This is a genomic window from Verrucomicrobiota bacterium (assembly GCA_016200005.1).
In the GTDB taxonomy this organism is placed as follows: Bacteria; Verrucomicrobiota; Verrucomicrobiia; order Limisphaerales; family PALSA-1396; genus PALSA-1396.
This window is the reverse complement of sequence record JACQFP010000053.1, coordinates 120,235-139,163: the sequence shown is the minus strand read 5'-3', so window position 1 is coordinate 139,163 and position 18,929 is coordinate 120,235. Positions and strand designations below refer to the sequence as shown.

Here is an 18,929-nt window from a genome sequence, read left to right as displayed (position 1 = left end):
TCCGTCGAATTAGGACACGACCCGAATTTTTCCTAATCCCTGTAACGCACGATGACATTGTCGATCAGAGTCCGTTTTCCCTCGCGCAATATTTTCCCTCCCACCGGAGTGAGCACCACGATCCTCGCGGTGTCTGACGGGATGGTGATGCGCGCGCGACCGAAAACGTTCTTTTGGAGAAATTGATCGCTGGCCGCATCGTAAATATCCCTCGCCTCTGCCCCGACAGCGATCTCCACTGTCTTGGTTGAAGGGTAGGGGTTGTAATAGAGGTAGGTGGGATACGCTTTGGCGTGGAAGTAATCCGTTTTCAGAAGGTCCAATTGCAGAATTTTTTCGACGTTGGTTGGCTTGATGATGCCGCCAAGAATTCCCACATGCGAACTGCCATAAAGACCCAGGTCGGTCGCGGCCGCAGCGGGGCGATAGAGCACAATGGGAACGGTGGCTTCTTTGAGGAGGTCAATGAATGTAACCACCAAGTCACCTTGGGCAAACGGGCCGATACTGGATTGATAGGAAATCGCCATGGCGTCCACCGATAGCCGGTCCGGGCCGCTCCAACCGGCCGATCGGTCACTGCTCTCCACCTTGACGTAGAGTTTGGTCTGAAGCGCGGCGGGCAGTTCAACCACCTGAGCGGGACCTGAGCCGGCCACCGAGAAAGCGGGCGTGTACGGGCCATCAGGACGGCTCGCGTAAGAAAACCGGAAGACATTGCCAGCATGTCCGCCATTAATGCGGTCTGCCGCCACCACGAGCCACTTTGACCGCGCCTCGGGAAGGGTGAACTCCCAGATATGTTCAAACGGCGGCCCATTGCCGGACGCCTCTTCGAATACCTCACGATCGGGCGGCACGTCGCTCCGAAAATGTGTGGACGCGAAACTTCCCTCCACGATTTTTCCCCGCACCGTACGGTAATCGGCACGGGCGGTCGCCGCGCCGCGCTTCCACTTGCGGATTCCTTCGTAGGCAATCACCGATTTGGCGTCATGCGCTTGGGCCCAGGCGTAACTCGATTGGTGCCCGGCGTCGTGGGCGTTGGGATAGAAAAGACGCGCGGCATTCGCCAGGTTCAGCGTCCACTTGCCGATGTCCCGCGCGTATCGCGAGTCATAGCGCGCCAACGGCACCAATGCGCCCGCCCATTGAAACGTGTTCATGGCAAACGCATAGCCTTCGCCGTCCGTGGTACTGCCGACCAGGCCATCCGCATCCAGCCCATTCCAGCGATCCGCTATGACTCCCCATCCCGGTCGGGCTTGAGGCTGGCCGCGCGGTTCAAAGCAAGCATTCACCAGCTTGGCGACATCGTAATGACGACCCAGTTCGGCGTTCATGCGTGCGGCGATCAGGGCGCCATAGGGCAGCAGAACTTCATAGAGGGGACTTTTAGCGACCGGCCTTTCCTCCAGTGAACGGATGGCCCAGTCTGCGGCGGTCAGGAAGCGCGAGTCTTTGAATTTCAGCCACGCCATGTATTCGAGCCACGCGATGCCGGCGGCGCCTTCCGGTTCGATCCGCCCCTGCTCCGTCGGCTTCATGGTTTTCAGATTCAATCCGGTGTGATCGAAATTCGGCAGTGCGTGTGGGTCGGTTTTACCGCCTAACGCCACACAAGCTTCATACCACTTCTGCGCCGCCGAGCGCGCCTGCTTGTCGCGTGCAGGATTGCCCGGATACAGCTCGTAGAGCTGGTAGAAGAGAACATTGGGAAAAACGTCATACCAAAATGAGCCCCCTGTGCTACCGTGCGGGCGGTTCACGTAAACCCCTTCTTCCACGTTGAAGAAATTTGTCCCTAACGTCACCCAGTCATGACCGCGATAATTCCGCATGTCCAAGCCGACAAGTGACCCGCTGACAACCGCCGCAAGATAGTTGACGGCCTCCGGATCGTTCGGCCCGCCGACATAAGACGGGAACGATACCATCGTGCGGCCCGCATCGAGCCAACCGACGAGCGGCAGATGCTCGCCGCGCTTTTCGAAATCGAACACGAGGTCGAGGTAATCACGAGTCAGTTGGGACCAATCGCGCATCGCAAACGGCTGCGGAAGATTCGGCATCCGCTCAACGCGAGGGATCCTCGATTGCAAAGTCTCCTCAACCGCGCCGAGGCACCCTGCATCTCCCGTCGTCACCAACCAGGCAACGACTGGCAGGATTCGCAGAACGAAGGAAGAGTTTTTCATAATTGGACTAACCATCGGACACGACGTGATCGACCTCTTCGCTCGCGCTGAAACATAGGGGCACAGGTTGACACAGTTTACGAGAGTGATTTGGCCGGTCGTCACTCATTAATTCCGCAAGGCCGTGCGCTCGATAAAGCAATCATTTCAGTCAGCAGGGCTGCATGGCAGAATACGAACTCTGCACAGGCAGCCCTGCTTTTTATCTCACTCCGGCGGGTACTCTCCCCGCCGGAAAGAAGTTTCCGCCACGGCCTTTACTCCTGAACGACGCGATAGAAGCCGGCAGTGCCAGCATGGATGGCAGTGTCCAAATACGACGTTGTGAGGCCGCCCGAAGCCAGGCCAGTTGCGAGGTCCCCCCAAGAACCCAGAGTGGTCGCGAATTGAACTTTGTAAGTCTTGCTCGGCATGCTGTCCCAAGTCAGATTGAAGCCACCCGAATCAGGCACAAACGATGTAATGTTCGGCACGCTGAGCCGCACTGACAAATCGTCGATCAACATCGTACCCGTCACGCTCCCGGCACCGCCGGAGGCGAAGTTCACCCGGAGTTTCACGGCGCCCGCAGGCACCAGTAGCCTTTCGTTACGCCGCTCGAAGGGCGATGTGGCGATGCTTCCCGTCCAGTCCGGGCTACTTTCGCCAGACGTGTTGAAATCGTTGGCGAATCCCAACTCACCATTCCCGGCATCGGTAAACCTGAAGCTCAAACGCATAGCCCCATTCGTCACGCTGTAGAGTTGGAACCATTGCAGATCGAGCACGTCGTCAGTTCCGACGCCGGACAGGGTGAGAAACCCGTACCACTCGCCGTACCCGTTGCCGGCGGTATTGTTGTCCAACAAAGACAATGAGTGGGTTGGGCTGACGGAGTTGCCCGCGCTGACCTGATCAATCGAACTATCACCCCCGCCGCGATTCCAAATGCCGGCCGGCGTTGCGGCCGTGGGATTGTCCAACTGATCGCCATTCTCGAACGTCGGATTCGGGAAGAAGTTCCCCGCCAGGACGGTCGAGGGATGAAGGGCCACGGTCAAATCGTCGATGACCATGACGCCGACGGTTGCGACGGGACCGGCGGAGGCCAGTTGAACACGAATCTTCCCCGCGCCCGCAGGCACCACCACGTCTTGTTGTCGCGCCACAAAGGTAGAGCCAGCGATGGTGCCCAGCCACCCGGCACTATTGCCGGACACGTTGAAACTAGTTTCCGAGATGAAAGCGTCGCCGGCAGTGCGAAACCCGACCGTCACCCGCATGCTTCCATTGGTGATGCCATACATTTCAGACCACTGGACATCCAACCGGTCGCCCGGGTTGGCGTGGCCGCTGAGCAAAACGTCCGCATACCACTCCCCGTAACCAGTGGCATTGGTATCCACAACTGCCAGAGCATGTGTGGGGCTGACAGATTTGTTGGTGGTGACCTGATCAATCGAGCCATCGCTGCCACCGCGATTCCAATTTGCGGGCGTGCCGGTAGGTTGATCGAGGCTGGTACCGGTCTCGAAAGTCGAGTTCAACCAGAAGTTGCCCGACACCGTAGGCGCCACGCGCGCCACCGATAAATCATCAACGAGCATCACCCCGGTAATGGATGCGTCACCGCCGGATACCAGGGAACAGCGCATCTTCACCGCGCCGGTCGGCACCAACACGGACCCATTGCGCTTCGTAAACGTCGAATCCGCGATGGTGCCTAGCCATCCGGCGTTAGTGGTGCCGGAGGTGACAAAATGGGTTTGTCCAACGACCACATCCGCTCCGTCAAAAAACAGCACTGACAAGCGCATCTCGGCGGCGCTGATGTTATACATTTCGAACCATTGGATATTCAACGTGTCACCGGGGCTGGCATTGCCGCTGAGAGTCACGTCCGAGTACCACTCGCCGTAACCGCTGCCAGTAGTATTGGTATCAATGACGGCCAACGAATGATTTGAGCTGGCGTAATTATTAGTAAGGACTTGATCGATCGTCGTGTCACCGCCTCCGCGATTCCAATTTGAAGGAGTCCCGTTCGTTTGGTCGAGGTTAACGCCGAGCTCGAACGATGGATTCACCCAGAAGTTGCCGAACAGTAGGTTCGGCACGGGTGAGCGCGCCACGGATAAGTCGTCAATGATCATGACCCCGGTGGTGGCTGCGGGACCGCCGGAGACCAGAGAACAGCGCATTTTCACCGCGCCGAGCGGCACGGATAAGGTCTCATTTCGCTTCGTAAATGTGGAATCTTCGATGGTGCTCACCCATCCGCCGCTGGTCGCGTTGGTCGTGACAAAGTGGGTTTGTCCAACGACTGAGTCGGCGGCATTGAAAAATAGCACGGTTAAGCGCATCTCAGGACTGTCGAGGTTATACATTTCATACCACTGGATATCCAACGTGTCGCCGGGGTAAGCTTGGCCGCTAAAAGTGAGGTCGGAGTACCACTCGCCGTAACCGTCGGGGCCGCTATTGGCGTCGATGACCGCCAATGAATGACTTGAACTCACGGAGTTATTGGTGATCACCTGGCAGATGGTCGAATCGCCACCTCCGCGACTCCAATTGGAAACGGTGCCGTCGGTTTGGTTGAGGTTACTGCCAAGCTCGAAAGCCGGATTCACCCAGAAGTTCTTGGGCAGTAAAGCAGCGCGGGTCGAAGGCGTTCCGAATAGCAGGGAAATAAAGGCCATCAGGCACAAAGGCAAGGTGAAGGAAGTCTGCGGTTTTCTTGCTGTGGACGAGCTTTCCCTGTTCGTAGGCAAGTCATCTGACGGTTGAACGACGCAATTTGGTTTGGGACTTTGTTTTGGAGCATTCATTTTTTTCTTTCCGTTTTAAGTTTGGGTTCGGGGTCGGCACCGCTGATCGTGCGGTGCCGGACTTGTGAGAGTAAGCGTCGAAACCCTGCCGTTACAACGGGGGGATATCCCCCATGCCCGGGGACCGTGAATTCAGGCGGTGTCGGAGGGCGCCACTGACCAGCCGCATGATGGGTCTGCTGCTCGAAACTGTGGCGAATCGATGTGGGTTCGGCAGTGGGTTGGGAATTGCAAGCTGGTTTTGATGGTCATTTGGCACAAAAAGTCGGTTTGCCGACTTTCACCCTAAATAGCTTGCGCGAGCAACGAAACGGCGGGTATATTGAGCGCAGTTGATCGCGGGGTGGAGCAGCCCGGTAGCTCGTCAGGCTCATAACCTGAAGGCCGCAGGTTCAAATCCTGCCCCCGCAACCAATTTTGAACCCTGCTGGGTGACCGGCAGGGTTCCTCATTTGTTGATCGCTCACTTATGTGGCACCTCAGCCGGATTTCAATCCTGTGCTCTAGGTTTGTCGTGACTTTCTGGCCGGTTATGATACCGTCTCCGCAATTCTCGCAACCTGCCTGCGAAGCCGGTTCGCCCCCGACGTATGTTTTTGCTCCGACTTGGAATCGTCGCCTTGCTGGTCACAACCGGCGGATTCATCTCTACGCGTGCCGCCGCCGCGCAGACCAATCTTCTGTTCGGCATCACCAACGAGTGGCGTTATTGGCAAGCCGGCAGTCTGGATGCCAGCAACTGGACTGCGTTCGATTTTGACGATTCGTCTTGGGCGTCCGGACCAGCACTGCTGTTCGTTGAAACAGCGCCGTTACCGGCGCCCAAAAACACGCCGCTGACACTGGGTGCCGCGACGTATTATTTCCGCACGCACTTTACGGCGACCAGCGCGCCACCGGACAGCGTGCTGGTCTTCTCAAACCTCATTGATGATGGTGCCGTGTTTTATTTGAACGGCGTCGAAATCCAGCGCCTCGGCATGCCGGCGGGCCCGGTGGTTTATGAGACGCTGAGTTCGCGAGTGGTGGGAGATGCGTCCGCGTACGATGTATTCGGATTGTCCGGTGATACGCTGACGAACCTGGTAAATGGCGACAATGTTCTGGCGGTGGAAGTGCATCAGCAGGCGACGAACAGTTCCGACATTGTGTTGGGTTCGGCGGCGAGTCTGGTAAGCGGGATTTCAGCCCGGGTCACGCGCGGACCTTACTTGCAAAGCGCCTCACCCACGAGCCTCGTGGTTCGCTGGCGGACAGACGTGGCCACCGGCGGTCGCGTCCGCTTCGGTACAAACCTCGCCGAGTTGATTTCGCAGGCGGACGTCAACACGGCATCCACTGAACACGAGGTAAACTTGACGGGATTGCGGCCCAACACAAAGTACTTTTATGCCGTCGGCACGGTGAGCACCAACCTCGCGGGCGGTGACACGAATCATTTCTTCACCACGCCGCCGATTCCGGGCACACGCAAGCCGACACGCATCTGGGTCATCGGCGATTCGGGCACGGGCAACGCGAACCAGATCAACGTCCGGAACGCCTACGAAAAATTCACGGCCGGACGTGACACGGATTTGTGGTTGATGCTCGGGGACAACGCCTACGACAGCGGCACGGATCGCGAATACCAAACCGCTGTGTTTAATATTTACGCCAACCTGCTGCGTAAAACGGTCTTGTGGTCCACTCTTGGCAACCATGAGACTGCCCAGGCCACCGCGTTCACCGACAACTATCCTTACTTCAATATTTTCACATTTCCCAAGAACGGGGAAGCCGGCGGCCTGGCGTCCGGGACGGAACATTATTACTCGTTCAATTACGCGAACATCCACTTCGTCTGCCTGGACTCGATGACGGCGAATCGCGCGACCAACGGCGCCATGGCCACCTGGCTTACCAACGATCTCGCAGATGTGACGGCAGATTGGATCATCGCCTTCTGGCATCATCCGCCTTACAGCAAGGGTTCACACAACTCGGACGCTGAAATTGAGTTGATCCAGATGCGGCGCAATTTCTTGCCGATCCTCGAGGCGTATGGCGTGGATTTGGTGTTGAGCGGACACAGCCATTGTTATGAAAGGTCGTTCCTGCTGGACAGTCATTATGGACAATCGTCCACGCTCTCCACCACCAATAAATTGAACGCCGGCAGCGGGCGCGAATCAGGCAGCGGCGTGTACACTAAGCCCGCCGGCGGTCCGGCTTCGCATCAGGGCGCGGTCTATGCGGTGGTCGGAAGTTCCGGGCAGATCAGCGGCGGCTCGTTGAACCATCCGGCGATGTACATTTCGTTGAACAATCTTGGTTCACTCGTCCTTGACATCTCGGGCAACCGGCTTGATGCAAAGTTCATTCGCGAGAACGGCACCACCAATGACTTCTTCACGATCCAGAAACTGAACGATCCACCGAATCCGCCGGTGTTGATCGCTCCGCTTGACTGCGCGGTGGAAGTGCCCACACCACCGGAGTTGACGGTGAATGTTTCCGATCCGGAGACGAATGATCTAGCCGTGACGTTTTACGGCCGGGAAGGCACGACGACGAACCCCTTTGCCGTGCTCGGCACTGTGGCCGGAGTTCCTTCCGGCAACAATGCTTCGCTCGCGTGGACAAATCTCGCCCGTGGCACTCTGTACGAGTGGCAGGTCAGTGTGAGTGATGGAACAAACATTGTCAGCGGACCGATTTGGCATTTCACCTCCACCACGAATTACCCGCCCAGCGCCAACAACCTGGCCGCTCTGATCCACGCAGATACACCGCGACCGTTGAAATTGCACGGCAGTGATCCCGAGGATGCCGTGTTGACATACCAACTCTTTTCGCTGCCGGGACACGGCCTGATCACCGGTTTTGATCCTATAAAGGGCAAATGCACTTACACGGCAGCGCACGGCTATGCTGGGCCGGATCACTTCATCTTCCGCGTTTTTGACGGGTTGATGTTCAGTGAGCCGGCGACTTTCTCACTTAATGTATTCAATCCGCCCGATGTATTGCCCAACGGAGTTTCCGCCGGTTGGATGACCAAACACGGCCTCACGAATCCGGACGGCGACGAGGATCGTGATGGCGTCGGCAACGCGGCGGAATACTGGGCCAACACCGATCCACGCGATGCCGGCTCGAGCCTGAGGATTCTCAGCGCGCGAATGGATGAGCAAAGGCGCTTCATTCTGACTTGGACCTCCGTCGGCGGCACGCGTTACCGGATCAGCCGAGTCGAACCTGATGCCAACGGCGACCTCGGAGGCGGCTTCCAATCCATTGAACGGAGTGCTGCCGAAGAAATCGACCCGACGCCATTGGGGCAGCCGTCCACTCAAAGCTTCACTGATGATGGCGCGGCCATGGCGCGCTTCTACCGCGTCGAGGTCGTCCAGTGACTTGTATAAGCACGAAACTTTCGATGAATAAACTCGCCACACACTCTTACCCGATCTTCTGGATGGTGATGCTCGCTTTTGTCGGATGTTCAACCTCAGTTAGTCATGTCGGCTCTAACGATGCACACTTGACGATTGGGAAAAGATATCTACTGCAAAGAGAAGCCATCCTTTTGGCGAATCGCGGCTTGATGGACTCAGTCGAAAACCCCAACTATAATCTTCAGAACTACAAGCCGTATGAGGATTACCACCCGTATTACATTCAGCCAATCGGCGTTCTTCCAAAGGGGACCTTAATCGAAGTTAAGGAAATTCGGCTCTATCGGCGAAATCAATTTCTTGTAATCGGCGAGATCAAGACCGGACCATATGTAAGAGAAAGACTCAGCGTGTGGCGAATAATTAAGGGCGTGATTATAGGCCCTTGGCCACGCACGGGAAAAGTGATCATGAACAAATTGTGCGGTGGCGAGTCTATTGATTATCGAGAGATAAAGCGAAATCTGGCTGAACAAGTGGAGTGAAACCGGTGACCAAGCCGTCTGATCCATTCATCACGCCCCAACTTTTTTCTTCAGTTCCTTTAGCCGATCGAATTCCGGCTTGCTCGTGTAATATTTGTCTAACGGGTAGCAGCCACTGATGAGGCCATTCCGCGGCGCGGTGGTGCAATCGCTGAACGTCCGGCAAATGGATCTTTTTTCTAACTCCCCCTTCGCCAACGCATCCGCCAGAATCGCCGGATATGCCAGCACCATTCGCCCCAGCCCAATCATGTCCGTCCAGCCATGGCGCACGGCATATTGCGCCACATGCGGCAGGTATTCCTGCAAGTAACTGTAAGCCGTCCCGATCACGACTGGATTTCGGATTTCGGATTTCGGATCTCGGATTTTGACAAGGTGTTCCTTCACTTGTCGCACGACATTGATCTGCCTCGCCACGCCGACCAGCGGGTCTTCCGGCGGTTGATAACCGTCGCTCGGCGGATACGCGGCGGGCCGCTGGATGTGCGGATTGTAGTAAGGCGAACCCGCGCTGAGGTTCAAAATCTTCACGCCGAGTTGCGCACACTGCTCCGCGAACTGAAACGCTTCGGTCAAATCATACTCCACCGGATTGTTCGCGTTCACGCCAAAACCGTACCGATAAGGCAGGCAATGAGAGAAATCCTCCGGAATACCTGGCCCAAGTTTGCCGGGGTGCGACAACGCCGGATCAGGTTTGAACGGCACAAAGTCAAATGCGCTCAGGCGCACGCCAAGTTCAACCTTGTTCCCGCTCGCACGAATCCCCGACACGATCTCGCGCAGAATTCGCGTCCGGTTCTCGAAGCTGCCGCCGAATTTACCAGGCCGCGCGTGTGCTCCGAGAAACTCATGCAGCAGATAACCGTGGCAATGCTTGAGGTCCACGAAATCTGCGCCGACCTCCCACGCAATGCGGGCAGCTCGGACATAATCTTCAATGAGTCGATCGATCTCCGCATCGCTGAAGACTTGCGCATCGCTCGTGACATTGAATCTTCGGTCAAGGATCGGATGACGATAGGCAACTCGCGGCTCAAGGCGAAACTTGTCATTCGGTTTGCAGAACCGACCCGAATGCGTGAGTTGAAAGCCGATGACCACGTCGTCCGCGTTGCCGAAACGCTCGCGATGCGCCTTCAGCAAAATCTCCCGCAACTCCGCAAAGTCGCGCTGGTTCTGCTCGATTATGACGAGCTGGTTCGGATTTGCGCGACCATCCGGGCGCACAGCCATCGCTTCGCCACCGTAAATCGTCTTCGCGCCGCTCTCGCCGAAGCGCTGCCAGCGACGACGCACCTCATCCGTCGCGCCACCAGTCGTCGTGCCGTCCCAACCTTCCATCGGTTGAATCGCCCAGCGATTGTTGATGCGTTTGCCGTTGATGGTTATCCCCTCGATTGGTTGTGCAAGGGGTGACGCATTTCCCAAAAAGATTTCATCTTCACACGGCAGTTGAATGCCAAGTGCTGCGACCTGGTTGCGAAAGTCGGCAACAGTCTTGAGTGTCGGAATGCGCGTCAGCTTGAAATCGGCGGCCATAATGTTCGCGATGTCGAAATGACACTAGCCGCGTCAACGACCGCAAGGCAAGGGTCCTGTCCGCGATCCCACCTTGCCATCTAGGTGAGTTGATGATGAACTGTTCGGCATTCGCCATGACCGTTCCGATGCTCAACACCCGCTCGCTTGGTTCGACGGGTCTTCGCATTTCCGAAATCTCGTTCGGCGCCGGACCAGTCGCCGCACTCATGACAAGCAAAGCGCGAGGGGCTCAACTCAAGACCATCCGGCGCGCGCTTGAGGTCGGCATCAACTGGTTCGATACGGCTGCGACCTACGGGGATGGCCATTCTGAAACCAATCTTGGCGCGGCACTGCGTGAACTCGGCGCTCTGGAGAAAGTGCACATCGCCACCAAAGTGCGCCTGACGGAACAGCAACTCGGTAATGTTGGCGAAGCAGTGAAGTCCTCCGTTGCCGCCAGCTTGAAACGGCTTGGCGTTCCGCGCATCACGCTCATTCAACTCCACAATTCCATCACGCCAAACCGTGGCGACCAGCCGACTTCAATCACTCCACGTGATGTGCTGAGAAAGGCTAGTGTCCTTGACGCATTCCTGAAGTTGAAAGCCGACGGCATCGTCGAGAATTTCGGCCTGACCGGACTGGGCGACGGGTTGTCAATCCGCGAGGTGATTGCCGAGGGAGATTGGACGACGCTCCAGGTTCCATTCCATATCCTCGGACCGCGCCGTTCTGAAGGTGATTGGATAGCGACCTGTGCCCAACGAGGGATTGCGGTGCTGGCCATCCGCGTTTTTGCCGGCGGCGCGCTCGTCGGACAACCACCCAGCGCCCACACGCTGCAAACGAAATTCTTCCCGCTCGAACTTTACCAGCGCGATCAGCATCGTGCCGCGCAATTGGCAGCGTTACTGCCGCCCGGCACGAGCCTCAAGGAAGCGTCCATTCGTTACGTGCTTGGGGATGCACAAATCTCAACGGCGTTGATCGGCTTCGCCGGCCCAGAACAACTTGATGAAGCCGTTGGTTTCGCACAAGCAGGTCCGCTTCCTCCAGCGTTGCTGGAAAACCTTTTCGCATGAGCAACGACTCTTCAACTTCGTTCCAGGCCCAACTGCGTTACACTGTGCTCGCAGCCGGTTTTCTCGGCTGGCTCTGTGCCGGCGTGCAACTCGGACTCATGCCGCTGGCGTCGCTCTCGGTCTCGCGAGATTTGATGGGCGGGGCATTCAACGACGCGGATGCCGGCGATTGGTTTGCCCGCTACACCGCGTCGATCATGCTCGGCGCGGCCATCGGCGGCATTGTTTTGGGCTGGTTGGGCGACCGCATCGGAAGGGCAAAGGCCATGGGCTGTAGCATTCTTTGCTATTCGATTTTCGGTGGCGCGGGTTATTTCGTGACTAACCAGGAGCAATTGCTGTTGCTGCGCTTTCTCACCGGACTCGGCATCGGAGGCATGTGGCCGAACGGCGTGGCCCTTGTGTCGGAGTTCTGGTCGGACGTGTCGCGCCCAATGCTGGCCGGTTTGTTGGGGACGTCGGCGAACATCGGTGTGTTCGTGATGTCGCAACTCGGCACGTTCCGCAAAGTCACTCCCGATTCATGGCGCTGGCTCATGCTTGTCACCGCGCTCCCGGTAATCCTCGGACTGATTTCACTCTGGTTCGTACCGGAATCACCGGCGTGGTTGTCAACCCGCTCGAAGGATAAAACTAAAATGTCCAAGTCGCCGCTTGCCGAGTTATTTCACCCGCCGCTGCTGCGGCTGACGCTGATCGGCATCTGTCTCGGCGCGATCCCGCTGATCGGCGCGTGGGGCGCGAGCAAATGGATGATCCCTTGGGCGGACAAAATTGGCGGCGCGGCTCAACCCGGCTACAAAGCCACGACCCAGGCGTATTGGGCGGTGGGGGCTGCGCTCGGTAGTTTGCTCGGCGGACATCTGGCCAACCTGATGGGCCGTCGGCTCACCTATTTTCTCATCAGCCTCGGCTCAGTGACCGCCACGGTCAGCATCTATGTGTTTCTGAAACCGCTGGACACCGTGTTTCTGCCATGCGTTTTTGTTCAAGGCTTCATCTCCACGCTTTTCTTCGGCTGGCTGCCGCTCTATTTGCCGGAGCTTTTTCCAACGCGCGTGCGGGCGAGCGGCACAGGCGTGAGTTACAACTTCGGTCGCTTCGCGTCAGCGGCAGGCGTGCTCGGAGCCGGCGCGTTGATGCAAGTTTTCGAAGGGGATTACGCGAGGGTCGGCGTCATCACCAGTCTGATCTACGCCGTTGGCATGGTGATCATCTGGTTCGCGCCGGACACGACGGGAAAAAGTTTGCGGGACTAAAATCGGAACGCGCACGCCCGACGACGAAGATGCAACCGTTGTTGGAGTTCAAGCTTCAGCTTGTCACGGTAAAACAACCCGCACTCAGGAGACAAACTAAAGTTTGAACTCCAACGCCCCGTGCATCAAGAGTTGGACCTGAGTCATTTGAACGCCTTGATGATCGCGCTGTTGTCCAAATCGCCACCGCCCGCGGCTTCGACTTGTTCCAACAACTTGCTATGTTGTTTGGACAGCGGCAGTTTCGCGCCAGCCTTCCGGCCCAGGGAAAGAATCAACCGCACGTCTTTGAGATGCTGTGAGAGCCTGGCTTGCGGCTTGAAATCACTCCTGAGCATCTTGCTTCCCTTCGTGTCCATCACGCGAGAATAGGCCGCGCTGGACTTTAGAATTTCCAACGCGCGCTTTGGTGAAACGCCTGCGGCTTCGGCGAAGGCAAGTCCTTCGGCGAGTCCCGCGCGGTTCAAACCGAGCACCAGATTAACGACCAGTTTCATCCGCGAACCGCTGCCGCATGGCCCGACCTGAAAAGTTTGACGCGCAAAGCTTTCGAAGACGTCGCGGCACGCGGCCACCGATGGTCGTGTGCCGCCAGCCAATACAATTACATCCCCAGTACGAACCTGTTCGCTGTTACCGACGACGGTGGCATCCAGGTAGTGGATGCGCCTCTTTGCCAGCTTTGCGCCCAGCCGCACAGTTTCTTCGGCTTCGCCAGTGGTCGTGTCGACAATTATGGAGCTGGGGCGCAATTTGTCCCCCATCTCACGAATCACCTCGGCGACGACCTCGGTCGTCGGTAGTGAGAAAACGATTCGCCCGCACGCCGCAGCCACTTTTGCAACTGAGTCGAGCGGTTTCCCGCCAAGTGTCTTCAGCGCACGCCGTCGAGCGGCGTTCACGTCGAAACCGATTAGCGCAAAACCGGATTTCAAAAATCGTTCGGCGAGGGCGCTGCCCATCAAACCGAGGCCAACCAAACCGATTTGCTTCGACGGGCTTTTCACTCGGCTCGTTTCAATTCTGCGAGAGACGTCTGGTACGCAGCAACGCGATTTAGCGGTTTGTCTTGCGGCGAAGAATGGATCAACAACCCGAAGCGCAGACGAAAGCGCTCTCCCGATTTAACCACGACCCGGCTCTTTTCGCCCTTAGTAAAGGCGTTCTGGCCAAACGGATTCGCCACTACCAATCCGTAATCGCGACTGTGAAACCATGACTGCCGGAAATTCGCGGGATCAGGCATGAGCATCACTCCCGCAGTCTTGCCCTCGAGGTTTCCGAAATAATCAACCCACTCGGCGGTCTTGCCCCACGTGCCCTTCTCATTCTGGCCGCCAGCACTGTTCAGAATTGAGCCGCCCTGCTTGACTGTGAGCGGGGTCGCCAGGCGCACACCCAAACCCATCTCCTCTTGGTCACCAAAAACAACCTCGCGATCGGACTCAAACGTTGAATCCCAAAGCAACCACCAACCCTCAGGCCCGCTCTTGAATCGGATGCGGCAGGTCTCGCGGCAGATCAACTGGCCATTGGTGGATATGTAATGGTTGAGTGCGGTAAAACCAGCTTCGTCGTCGCGAGCGAAAGGTGGTTCGACGAATCGCTCATGTTCAACCTTCGCCTTGTTGCGCCAGAAATCCTGATCATTGATTGCGCCGAACGCCAGCCAGATGCCGGGATGCATGTCCGAGTGATCGGTCGCATCTTTGCCCGCGATGGGTGGGTGATTACGCGTCACTTGAAGGCCGTCGAGCGTGCGGACGTTCTTGAAATGAGGGCGGAGAATTTTATCGTCGTGCAGGACGTAAGTGGCAATTGTCTGGCCGTTGCAGGTAATGACGAGTTCGTCGCCCTTTTGTTCTAATGCAAAGCCGGCGGCGGCGCTATGTTCGTGTGTCGCAGCCAATACGACAACCGTAGTGAACAGATGGAGGAGAAAAGATTTCATTTGGTACCCGTAGGTTTGAAAAAGGTTAAATGCGGTTCTCCGCGCGCTTCGCGCAACAACAGCAGCGCCAGTTCGCGCGCGTGGTAATCGCCCCACATCGAGCTTTCGCCGTTCGGAACTTTCTGTCCGCGCGGGATGTAATCCCAGCCGTTAGGTCGGTGATAGACCGAGTGCAACAGCAAGCCCTGGTGCTTCGGGTTCGTGCTGAGATACGGTTCGCCGAGGAGAGTGCTGGCGATGGTTAGCGCGGCTTGTTTGTAGCGTGAGGCGTGAGGCGTGAGGCGTGAGGCGTTTAGATAGTTGCCAAGCCGCCACAGACCTTGTGCCGCGATTGCGGCGGCGGAACTGTCCATGGGTTCAAACTTGTTGAACGGATCGGCGGGCTTCTTCAGATAATCACCAAGTCGATGCAAATTCGGCGCGCCGGTGTCCCACATCGGAATGCCGTCGGCGCAGGAGTTGGCGAGGTAGAAGTCCGCGGTAACCCCCGCTGCACGAAGAAACACATCCTCGACCCATTCATTTCGAACAATGCGAGCTCCTTTTGCTTTGGGCTTGCGGCCGGGCTTGGAACTTTGGCTCCCGTACAACTCGTTTCGATCCAGCGTATCGAGAAACTCTAACTGCTCAGCAAATCCACAAAGTGCCCACGCAAGCCCGCGTGTCCAAGTGCTGAATGGTGAGTAACCCTGCTGAGAATTCGGACAACGGAATTTCCAGCTTGCTGTGTTGAAAATGGCTTCGTGCGCGGTGCGCCCCCCCACATCGTAGGCATCACGCCCCTCGCCATAATAGACATTGTAGCGCGCTGTGTTCAAACCATGCTGAATCAAACGCCCGAGCAACGAAATTGTTTGGTCCTGCTCGCCCATCAACACATGGCCAAGTTGATGTGCCACCGCCAGTGAGCGCAACGAGCGGATTGTGTCAACGAAAAGGGAATGCGGTCCGTTAAACGAATGAATGAAACCCGTGCCGCCGAAGACCGACGTCCACCGGGCGGCTTGCACCGCGCCGGAAACTTTCAGCGCCAGTTCGTAAAAGTTCTTCTCTTGCTCGTTGAAGGGGATTCTCGCTTCGCGCATCAGCCGCCAGAGATTTCCGTAAGTCGAAATGTTGTTGAAGCCATGATCGTGCACACCAATGTGCGAAACGTGCGTGGCCATCCGCTCAATGGTATTGCGGCGGCCGATTTCGAGAAAGCGCTCATCACCGGTCGCGTCGAACTGCAACAGCGCCGAGCCGTATTGAAAGCCCTGCGTCCATTCCGTCCAGCCGCGCGTCGTGTATCTGCCCTTCACCGTGAAAACCGGTGCCCCCTGCTCCGGCTTCCAAGTCTTCTCGAGGCTCAGGATTTTCTCCGCCGAAAGTTCGAAGAGCCGCTCGATTTTGGGAACGAGCTTTCGCGCAGTCAGTTTGTTGTCGATTTTGATCGCCATAGGTTATTCGTAGCAGCCGACGCAAGCGGGTCACTATTGTTCCGCAAACTAATTAGAGCCTCCTCACGTCGGCTCCTACAATCGCCGCAAATGAAAGCCGCCGTCCACGTTGATCACTTCGCCGGTGCTGAACGGGAGCGAATCCTGTGCGATGGCGGCGACGGCTTTGCCGACATCTTCCGGCGTTCCCCATCGGTTGATCGGAGTGAACCCTGCGTCGAGTAGCTGGTCATAATTCTTTTTCACCGGCGCGGTCAGATCGGTGGCGATAATGCCGGGTCGAATTTCATAGACGTTGATGCCAAACTCCGCCAGCCGCGTCGCGTAGAGTGGAGTGATCATGGAAAGGGCGGCTTTGGAAATGCAGTAGTCGCCGCGATTCACTGATGCCGTGTAGGCACTGATGGAGGAGATGGTGATGATTCGTGGGCGATACGTGATACGTGATGCGTGATGCGTGATGCTGCACTGCTCGATCATCCACTTGGCAGCCAGTTGGGTCAGAAAATACGGGCCCTTGACGTTGATGCTGATGAGCCGGTCAAAACTACTATCGTTTGCTTCAAGGATGTCTTCGCGAACTTTCGGCGCGACGCCGGCATTGTTCACAAGCAGGTCCAGTCGTTTGAATTTCGATCTGGTAAAACCAATGAGTTTCCGGCGGTCGCCAGCGCTGGCAACATCCGCCTGGCAAATCTCGGCGCGAATCTTCTGGTTGTGGGCCTCGGCGCGCGACAAACAGTCGCTCGCAGTTTGTCTGGCGGCGGCGCGGTTGTTGACAAAGTTGATGACCAGATCGTAACCGAGCTTCGCCAGTTCCAGCGCGATGCCGCGACCGATACCACGCGATGCGCCGGTGATGAGAGCAACTGGATTCATTCGGGCTGAGGATAAAATTCTGCGCACGAAGGAAAAGGTTATTTTTCCGCGACCGGCTAATCTTTGACATGCTCCGGCCAATCTTTATGCTCAGGGCATGCGCAGAGTGAAGGTAGCATTGGGCGACCGCAGTTATTCCATCCTGATCGGCGAGGGTCGGTTATCCCGCCTTGGCGCGGAATGCTCCCGACTCAACCTCGGCCAGCGGTGCGCCATCATCTCCGACCGCAATGTGTCGCCGCGCTACGGAGAGAGGGTTCAGCGGGTTTTGGAAGGAGCGGGATTTCACCCGATCTTGATTACCGTTCCGGCGGGCGAGACCGCCAAGAATCTCAAAACAGTTCAGGCTTGTTACAATCAACTCGCCGCCCATCGCCTCGAACGCAAGTCATTCATCGTGGCGCTGGGCGGCGGCGTCGTCGGCGATCTGGCGGGATTTGTCGCGGCGACCTATCTGCGCGGGATTGATTTCGTCCAAGTGCCGACGACGCTGCTTGCGCAAGTGGACAGCTCCGTCGGCGGCAAGGTCGGCGTGAATCTGAGCGCGGGAAAAAACCTCGTCGGCACTTTTCACCAACCTCGGCTCGTGCTCTGCGATTTGAATACGCTCAAGACGCTGCCAGCGCGTGAATATCGCGCTGGTCTGGCTGAAGTCATCAAGTACGGCATCGTTTACGACGCGACCCTGTTCAAACGACTGGAGCGTGACCTGCCGAAACTCCTGGGACGGGACAGCAAAACGCTTGCTACGATCGTGGCGCGCTGTTGCGAGATCAAGGCGGCGATTGTCAGTCAGGACGAAACCGAAAGTGGTTTGCGACAAATCCTGAACTTCGGCCACACCATCGGACACGCACTCGAAGCCATTTCAGGTTACGGCAAATATCTGCACGGCGAGGCCATCGCCATTGGTCAGGTCGCCGCGGCGGTTCTTTCAACGCGGCTGCTCGGTTTCCCGCAGCGCGATACCGAAAGGATAAGGACTTTGTTCGCGCGCGCCGGACTGCCGACCGATGTGAAATTAACCACTGCGCAGCGAGTGAGGTTGTTTGACGCGATGCTTCTGGACAAGAAAGTCAAAGGCGGTGAAATCAACTTCGTCTTTGCACGAAAGATCGGCCGGGTTGACTACGGCCACAACGTCCCCGCCGCGCTGATCCAACAAACCCTCAACTCTCAACCTTCAACTCTCAACTAACCTCGTGGCCGCCGTCAGTGAAACTATCGTCCGCGAATACTTCGAGCTGCACGAATTCCTCGTCCGGCAGCATCGCAAGTACATCGTCCAGACCAAGCGCGAGGAGGATGACATTGATTTCTTTGTCCTAAACCCGCATCCGCAACCACCCGCGGCTGAGCCGCCGTTTGTGCTGACCTCGCCTGATTTGCAGTTCGTCGAGCGAGCGATCGTGGTCGTCAAAGGCTGGCACACGGAGACCTTCAGTTCGGCTCGGCTGACCAGCACGCCGGAGATTTTTCGCTTTGTTGAGCCGAAGGTGTTTCAGCAGGCGGCCCGCGCGTTCGGCGGCGAAGGGCTGCTGACCAAAATCCTCGTCGTTCCCGCACTACCCGCCAATGCCGACGCGCGCGAGCAGAGCATTTCCCTGCTCCGCTCCAAAGGCGTGGACGCCGTGATTCCGTTTCGCACGATGCTGGCCGATCTCATCGCCCACATCGAGGTGAACCGCAATTACCAGAAGTCCGACTTGCTCCAGATGATCCGCATCCTGAAGAACTATGAATTCTTCAGGGAAGCGCAGTTGGAGTTGTTCAAATCGAGACGCAAGCGCCGTTGAATCGGCGAATCAAACCCTTCGCCATGCGTGGTGTTCTTGAAAGATTTTCCGCTCACCGAT

The 18,929-nt window shown here is 57.2% G+C and carries 13 protein-coding genes and 1 tRNA gene; 7 read left to right on the top strand and 7 right to left on the bottom strand.

Annotated elements, in window-relative coordinates:
• Nucleotides 1–32: 32 nt before the first annotated feature.
• Together HY298_19225 and HY298_19220 are read right to left on the bottom strand one after the other, a co-directional pair.
• The gene (locus HY298_19225; protein MBI3852393.1) at nt 33–2,198 is read right to left on the bottom strand and encodes a hypothetical protein; all 2,166 of its coding nucleotides are present in this window, start codon (nt 2,196–2,198) and stop codon (nt 33–35) included.
• A gap of 257 nt (nt 2,199–2,455) precedes the next feature.
• The gene (locus tag HY298_19220) at nt 2,456–5,008 is read right to left on the bottom strand and encodes a hypothetical protein (protein MBI3852392.1); all 2,553 of its coding nucleotides are present in this window, start codon (nt 5,006–5,008) and stop codon (nt 2,456–2,458) included.
• A 337-nt stretch (nt 5,009–5,345) separates the two neighbouring features.
• On the opposite strand from HY298_19220, the gene HY298_19215 reads away from it, so the two are divergent.
• The 3 genes from HY298_19215 to HY298_19205 all read left to right on the top strand — a co-directional run bounded on the left by HY298_19215 (nt 5,346) and on the right by HY298_19205 (nt 8,933).
• Nucleotides 5,346–5,422: transfer RNA gene (locus tag HY298_19215), tRNA-Met, on the top strand.
• A 176-nt stretch (nt 5,423–5,598) separates the two neighbouring features.
• Nucleotides 5,599–8,406 (top strand): metallophosphoesterase, encoded by a 2,808-nt coding sequence (locus tag HY298_19210; protein ID MBI3852391.1) that lies wholly within the window; start codon nt 5,599–5,601, stop codon nt 8,404–8,406.
• Between the two features lie 23 nt (nt 8,407–8,429).
• Entirely contained in the window at nt 8,430–8,933 is a 504-nt protein-coding gene (locus tag HY298_19205) for a hypothetical protein (protein ID MBI3852390.1), read from the top strand.
• Nucleotides 8,934–8,963: 30 nt separating this feature from the next.
• Here HY298_19205 and HY298_19200 read toward each other — a convergent pair whose 3' ends face one another.
• Nucleotides 8,964–10,478 carry an NADH:flavin oxidoreductase gene (locus HY298_19200; GenBank protein MBI3852389.1) on the bottom strand — a complete coding sequence of 505 codons (1,515 nt, stop codon included), beginning with the start codon at nt 10,476–10,478 and terminating at the stop codon, nt 8,964–8,966.
• Between the two features lie 116 nt (nt 10,479–10,594).
• Here HY298_19200 and HY298_19195 point away from each other — a divergent pair, with 116 nt between their 5' ends.
• Together HY298_19195 and HY298_19190 are read left to right on the top strand one after the other, a co-directional pair.
• Nucleotides 10,595–11,545: an aldo/keto reductase gene (locus tag HY298_19195; GenBank protein MBI3852388.1), complete on the top strand. Its 951-nt coding sequence runs from the start codon at nt 10,595–10,597 to the stop codon at nt 11,543–11,545.
• Nucleotides 11,542–12,804: an MFS transporter gene (locus HY298_19190; protein MBI3852387.1), complete on the top strand. Its 1,263-nt coding sequence runs from the start codon at nt 11,542–11,544 to the stop codon at nt 12,802–12,804. Before HY298_19195 ends, HY298_19190 begins: the two co-directional genes overlap by 4 nt.
• A gap of 143 nt (nt 12,805–12,947) precedes the next feature.
• On the opposite strand, the gene HY298_19185 is transcribed toward HY298_19190, so the two are convergent.
• The 4 genes from HY298_19185 to HY298_19170 all read right to left on the bottom strand — a co-directional run bounded on the left by HY298_19185 (nt 12,948) and on the right by HY298_19170 (nt 17,073).
• Entirely contained in the window at nt 12,948–13,811 is an 864-nt protein-coding gene (locus HY298_19185) for an NAD(P)-dependent oxidoreductase (GenBank protein MBI3852386.1), read from the bottom strand.
• Nucleotides 13,808–14,755: a PmoA family protein gene (locus HY298_19180; protein ID MBI3852385.1), complete on the bottom strand. Its 948-nt coding sequence runs from the start codon at nt 14,753–14,755 to the stop codon at nt 13,808–13,810. Before HY298_19180 ends, HY298_19185 begins: the two co-directional genes overlap by 4 nt.
• Nucleotides 14,752–16,194, bottom strand: a complete 1,443-nt coding sequence (locus tag HY298_19175) for a glycoside hydrolase family 88 protein (GenBank protein MBI3852384.1) — start codon at nt 16,192–16,194, stop codon at nt 14,752–14,754. Before HY298_19175 ends, HY298_19180 begins: the two co-directional genes overlap by 4 nt.
• A 75-nt stretch (nt 16,195–16,269) precedes the next feature.
• Nucleotides 16,270–17,073: a 3-ketoacyl-ACP reductase gene (locus HY298_19170; GenBank protein MBI3852383.1), complete on the bottom strand. Its 804-nt coding sequence runs from the start codon at nt 17,071–17,073 to the stop codon at nt 16,270–16,272.
• 97 nt (nt 17,074–17,170) lie between these two features.
• Here HY298_19170 and HY298_19165 point away from each other — a divergent pair, with 97 nt between their 5' ends.
• Nucleotides 17,171–18,271 (top strand): 3-dehydroquinate synthase, encoded by a 1,101-nt coding sequence (locus HY298_19165; GenBank protein MBI3852382.1) that lies wholly within the window; start codon nt 17,171–17,173, stop codon nt 18,269–18,271.
• Between the two features lie 4 nt (nt 18,272–18,275).
• Complete coding sequence (locus HY298_19160; protein ID MBI3852381.1) at nt 18,276–18,869, top strand: hypothetical protein; 594 nt, start codon at nt 18,276–18,278, stop codon at nt 18,867–18,869.
• Nucleotides 18,870–18,929: the final 60 nt, after the last annotated feature.

Coding starts and splice junctions, on each gene's coding strand:
- HY298_19205 (MBI3852390.1), top strand. CDS start 8,430: ATGAATAAACTCGCCACACACTCTTACCCGATCTTCTGGATGGTGATG.
- HY298_19190 (MBI3852387.1), top strand. CDS start 11,542: ATGAGCAACGACTCTTCAACTTCGTTCCAGGCCCAACTGCGTTACACT.
- HY298_19180 (MBI3852385.1), bottom strand. CDS start 14,755: ATGAAATCTTTTCTCCTCCATCTGTTCACTACGGTTGTCGTATTGGCT.
- HY298_19165 (MBI3852382.1), top strand. CDS start 17,171: ATGCGCAGAGTGAAGGTAGCATTGGGCGACCGCAGTTATTCCATCCTG.
- HY298_19220 (MBI3852392.1), bottom strand. CDS start 5,008: ATGAATGCTCCAAAACAAAGTCCCAAACCAAATTGCGTCGTTCAACCG.
- HY298_19170 (MBI3852383.1), bottom strand. CDS start 17,073: ATGAATCCAGTTGCTCTCATCACCGGCGCATCGCGTGGTATCGGTCGC.
- HY298_19195 (MBI3852388.1), top strand. CDS start 10,595: ATGACCGTTCCGATGCTCAACACCCGCTCGCTTGGTTCGACGGGTCTT.
- HY298_19175 (MBI3852384.1), bottom strand. CDS start 16,194: ATGGCGATCAAAATCGACAACAAACTGACTGCGCGAAAGCTCGTTCCC.
- HY298_19200 (MBI3852389.1), bottom strand. CDS start 10,478: ATGGCCGCCGATTTCAAGCTGACGCGCATTCCGACACTCAAGACTGTT.
- HY298_19210 (MBI3852391.1), top strand. CDS start 5,599: ATGTTTTTGCTCCGACTTGGAATCGTCGCCTTGCTGGTCACAACCGGC.
- HY298_19225 (MBI3852393.1), bottom strand. CDS start 2,198: ATGAAAAACTCTTCCTTCGTTCTGCGAATCCTGCCAGTCGTTGCCTGG.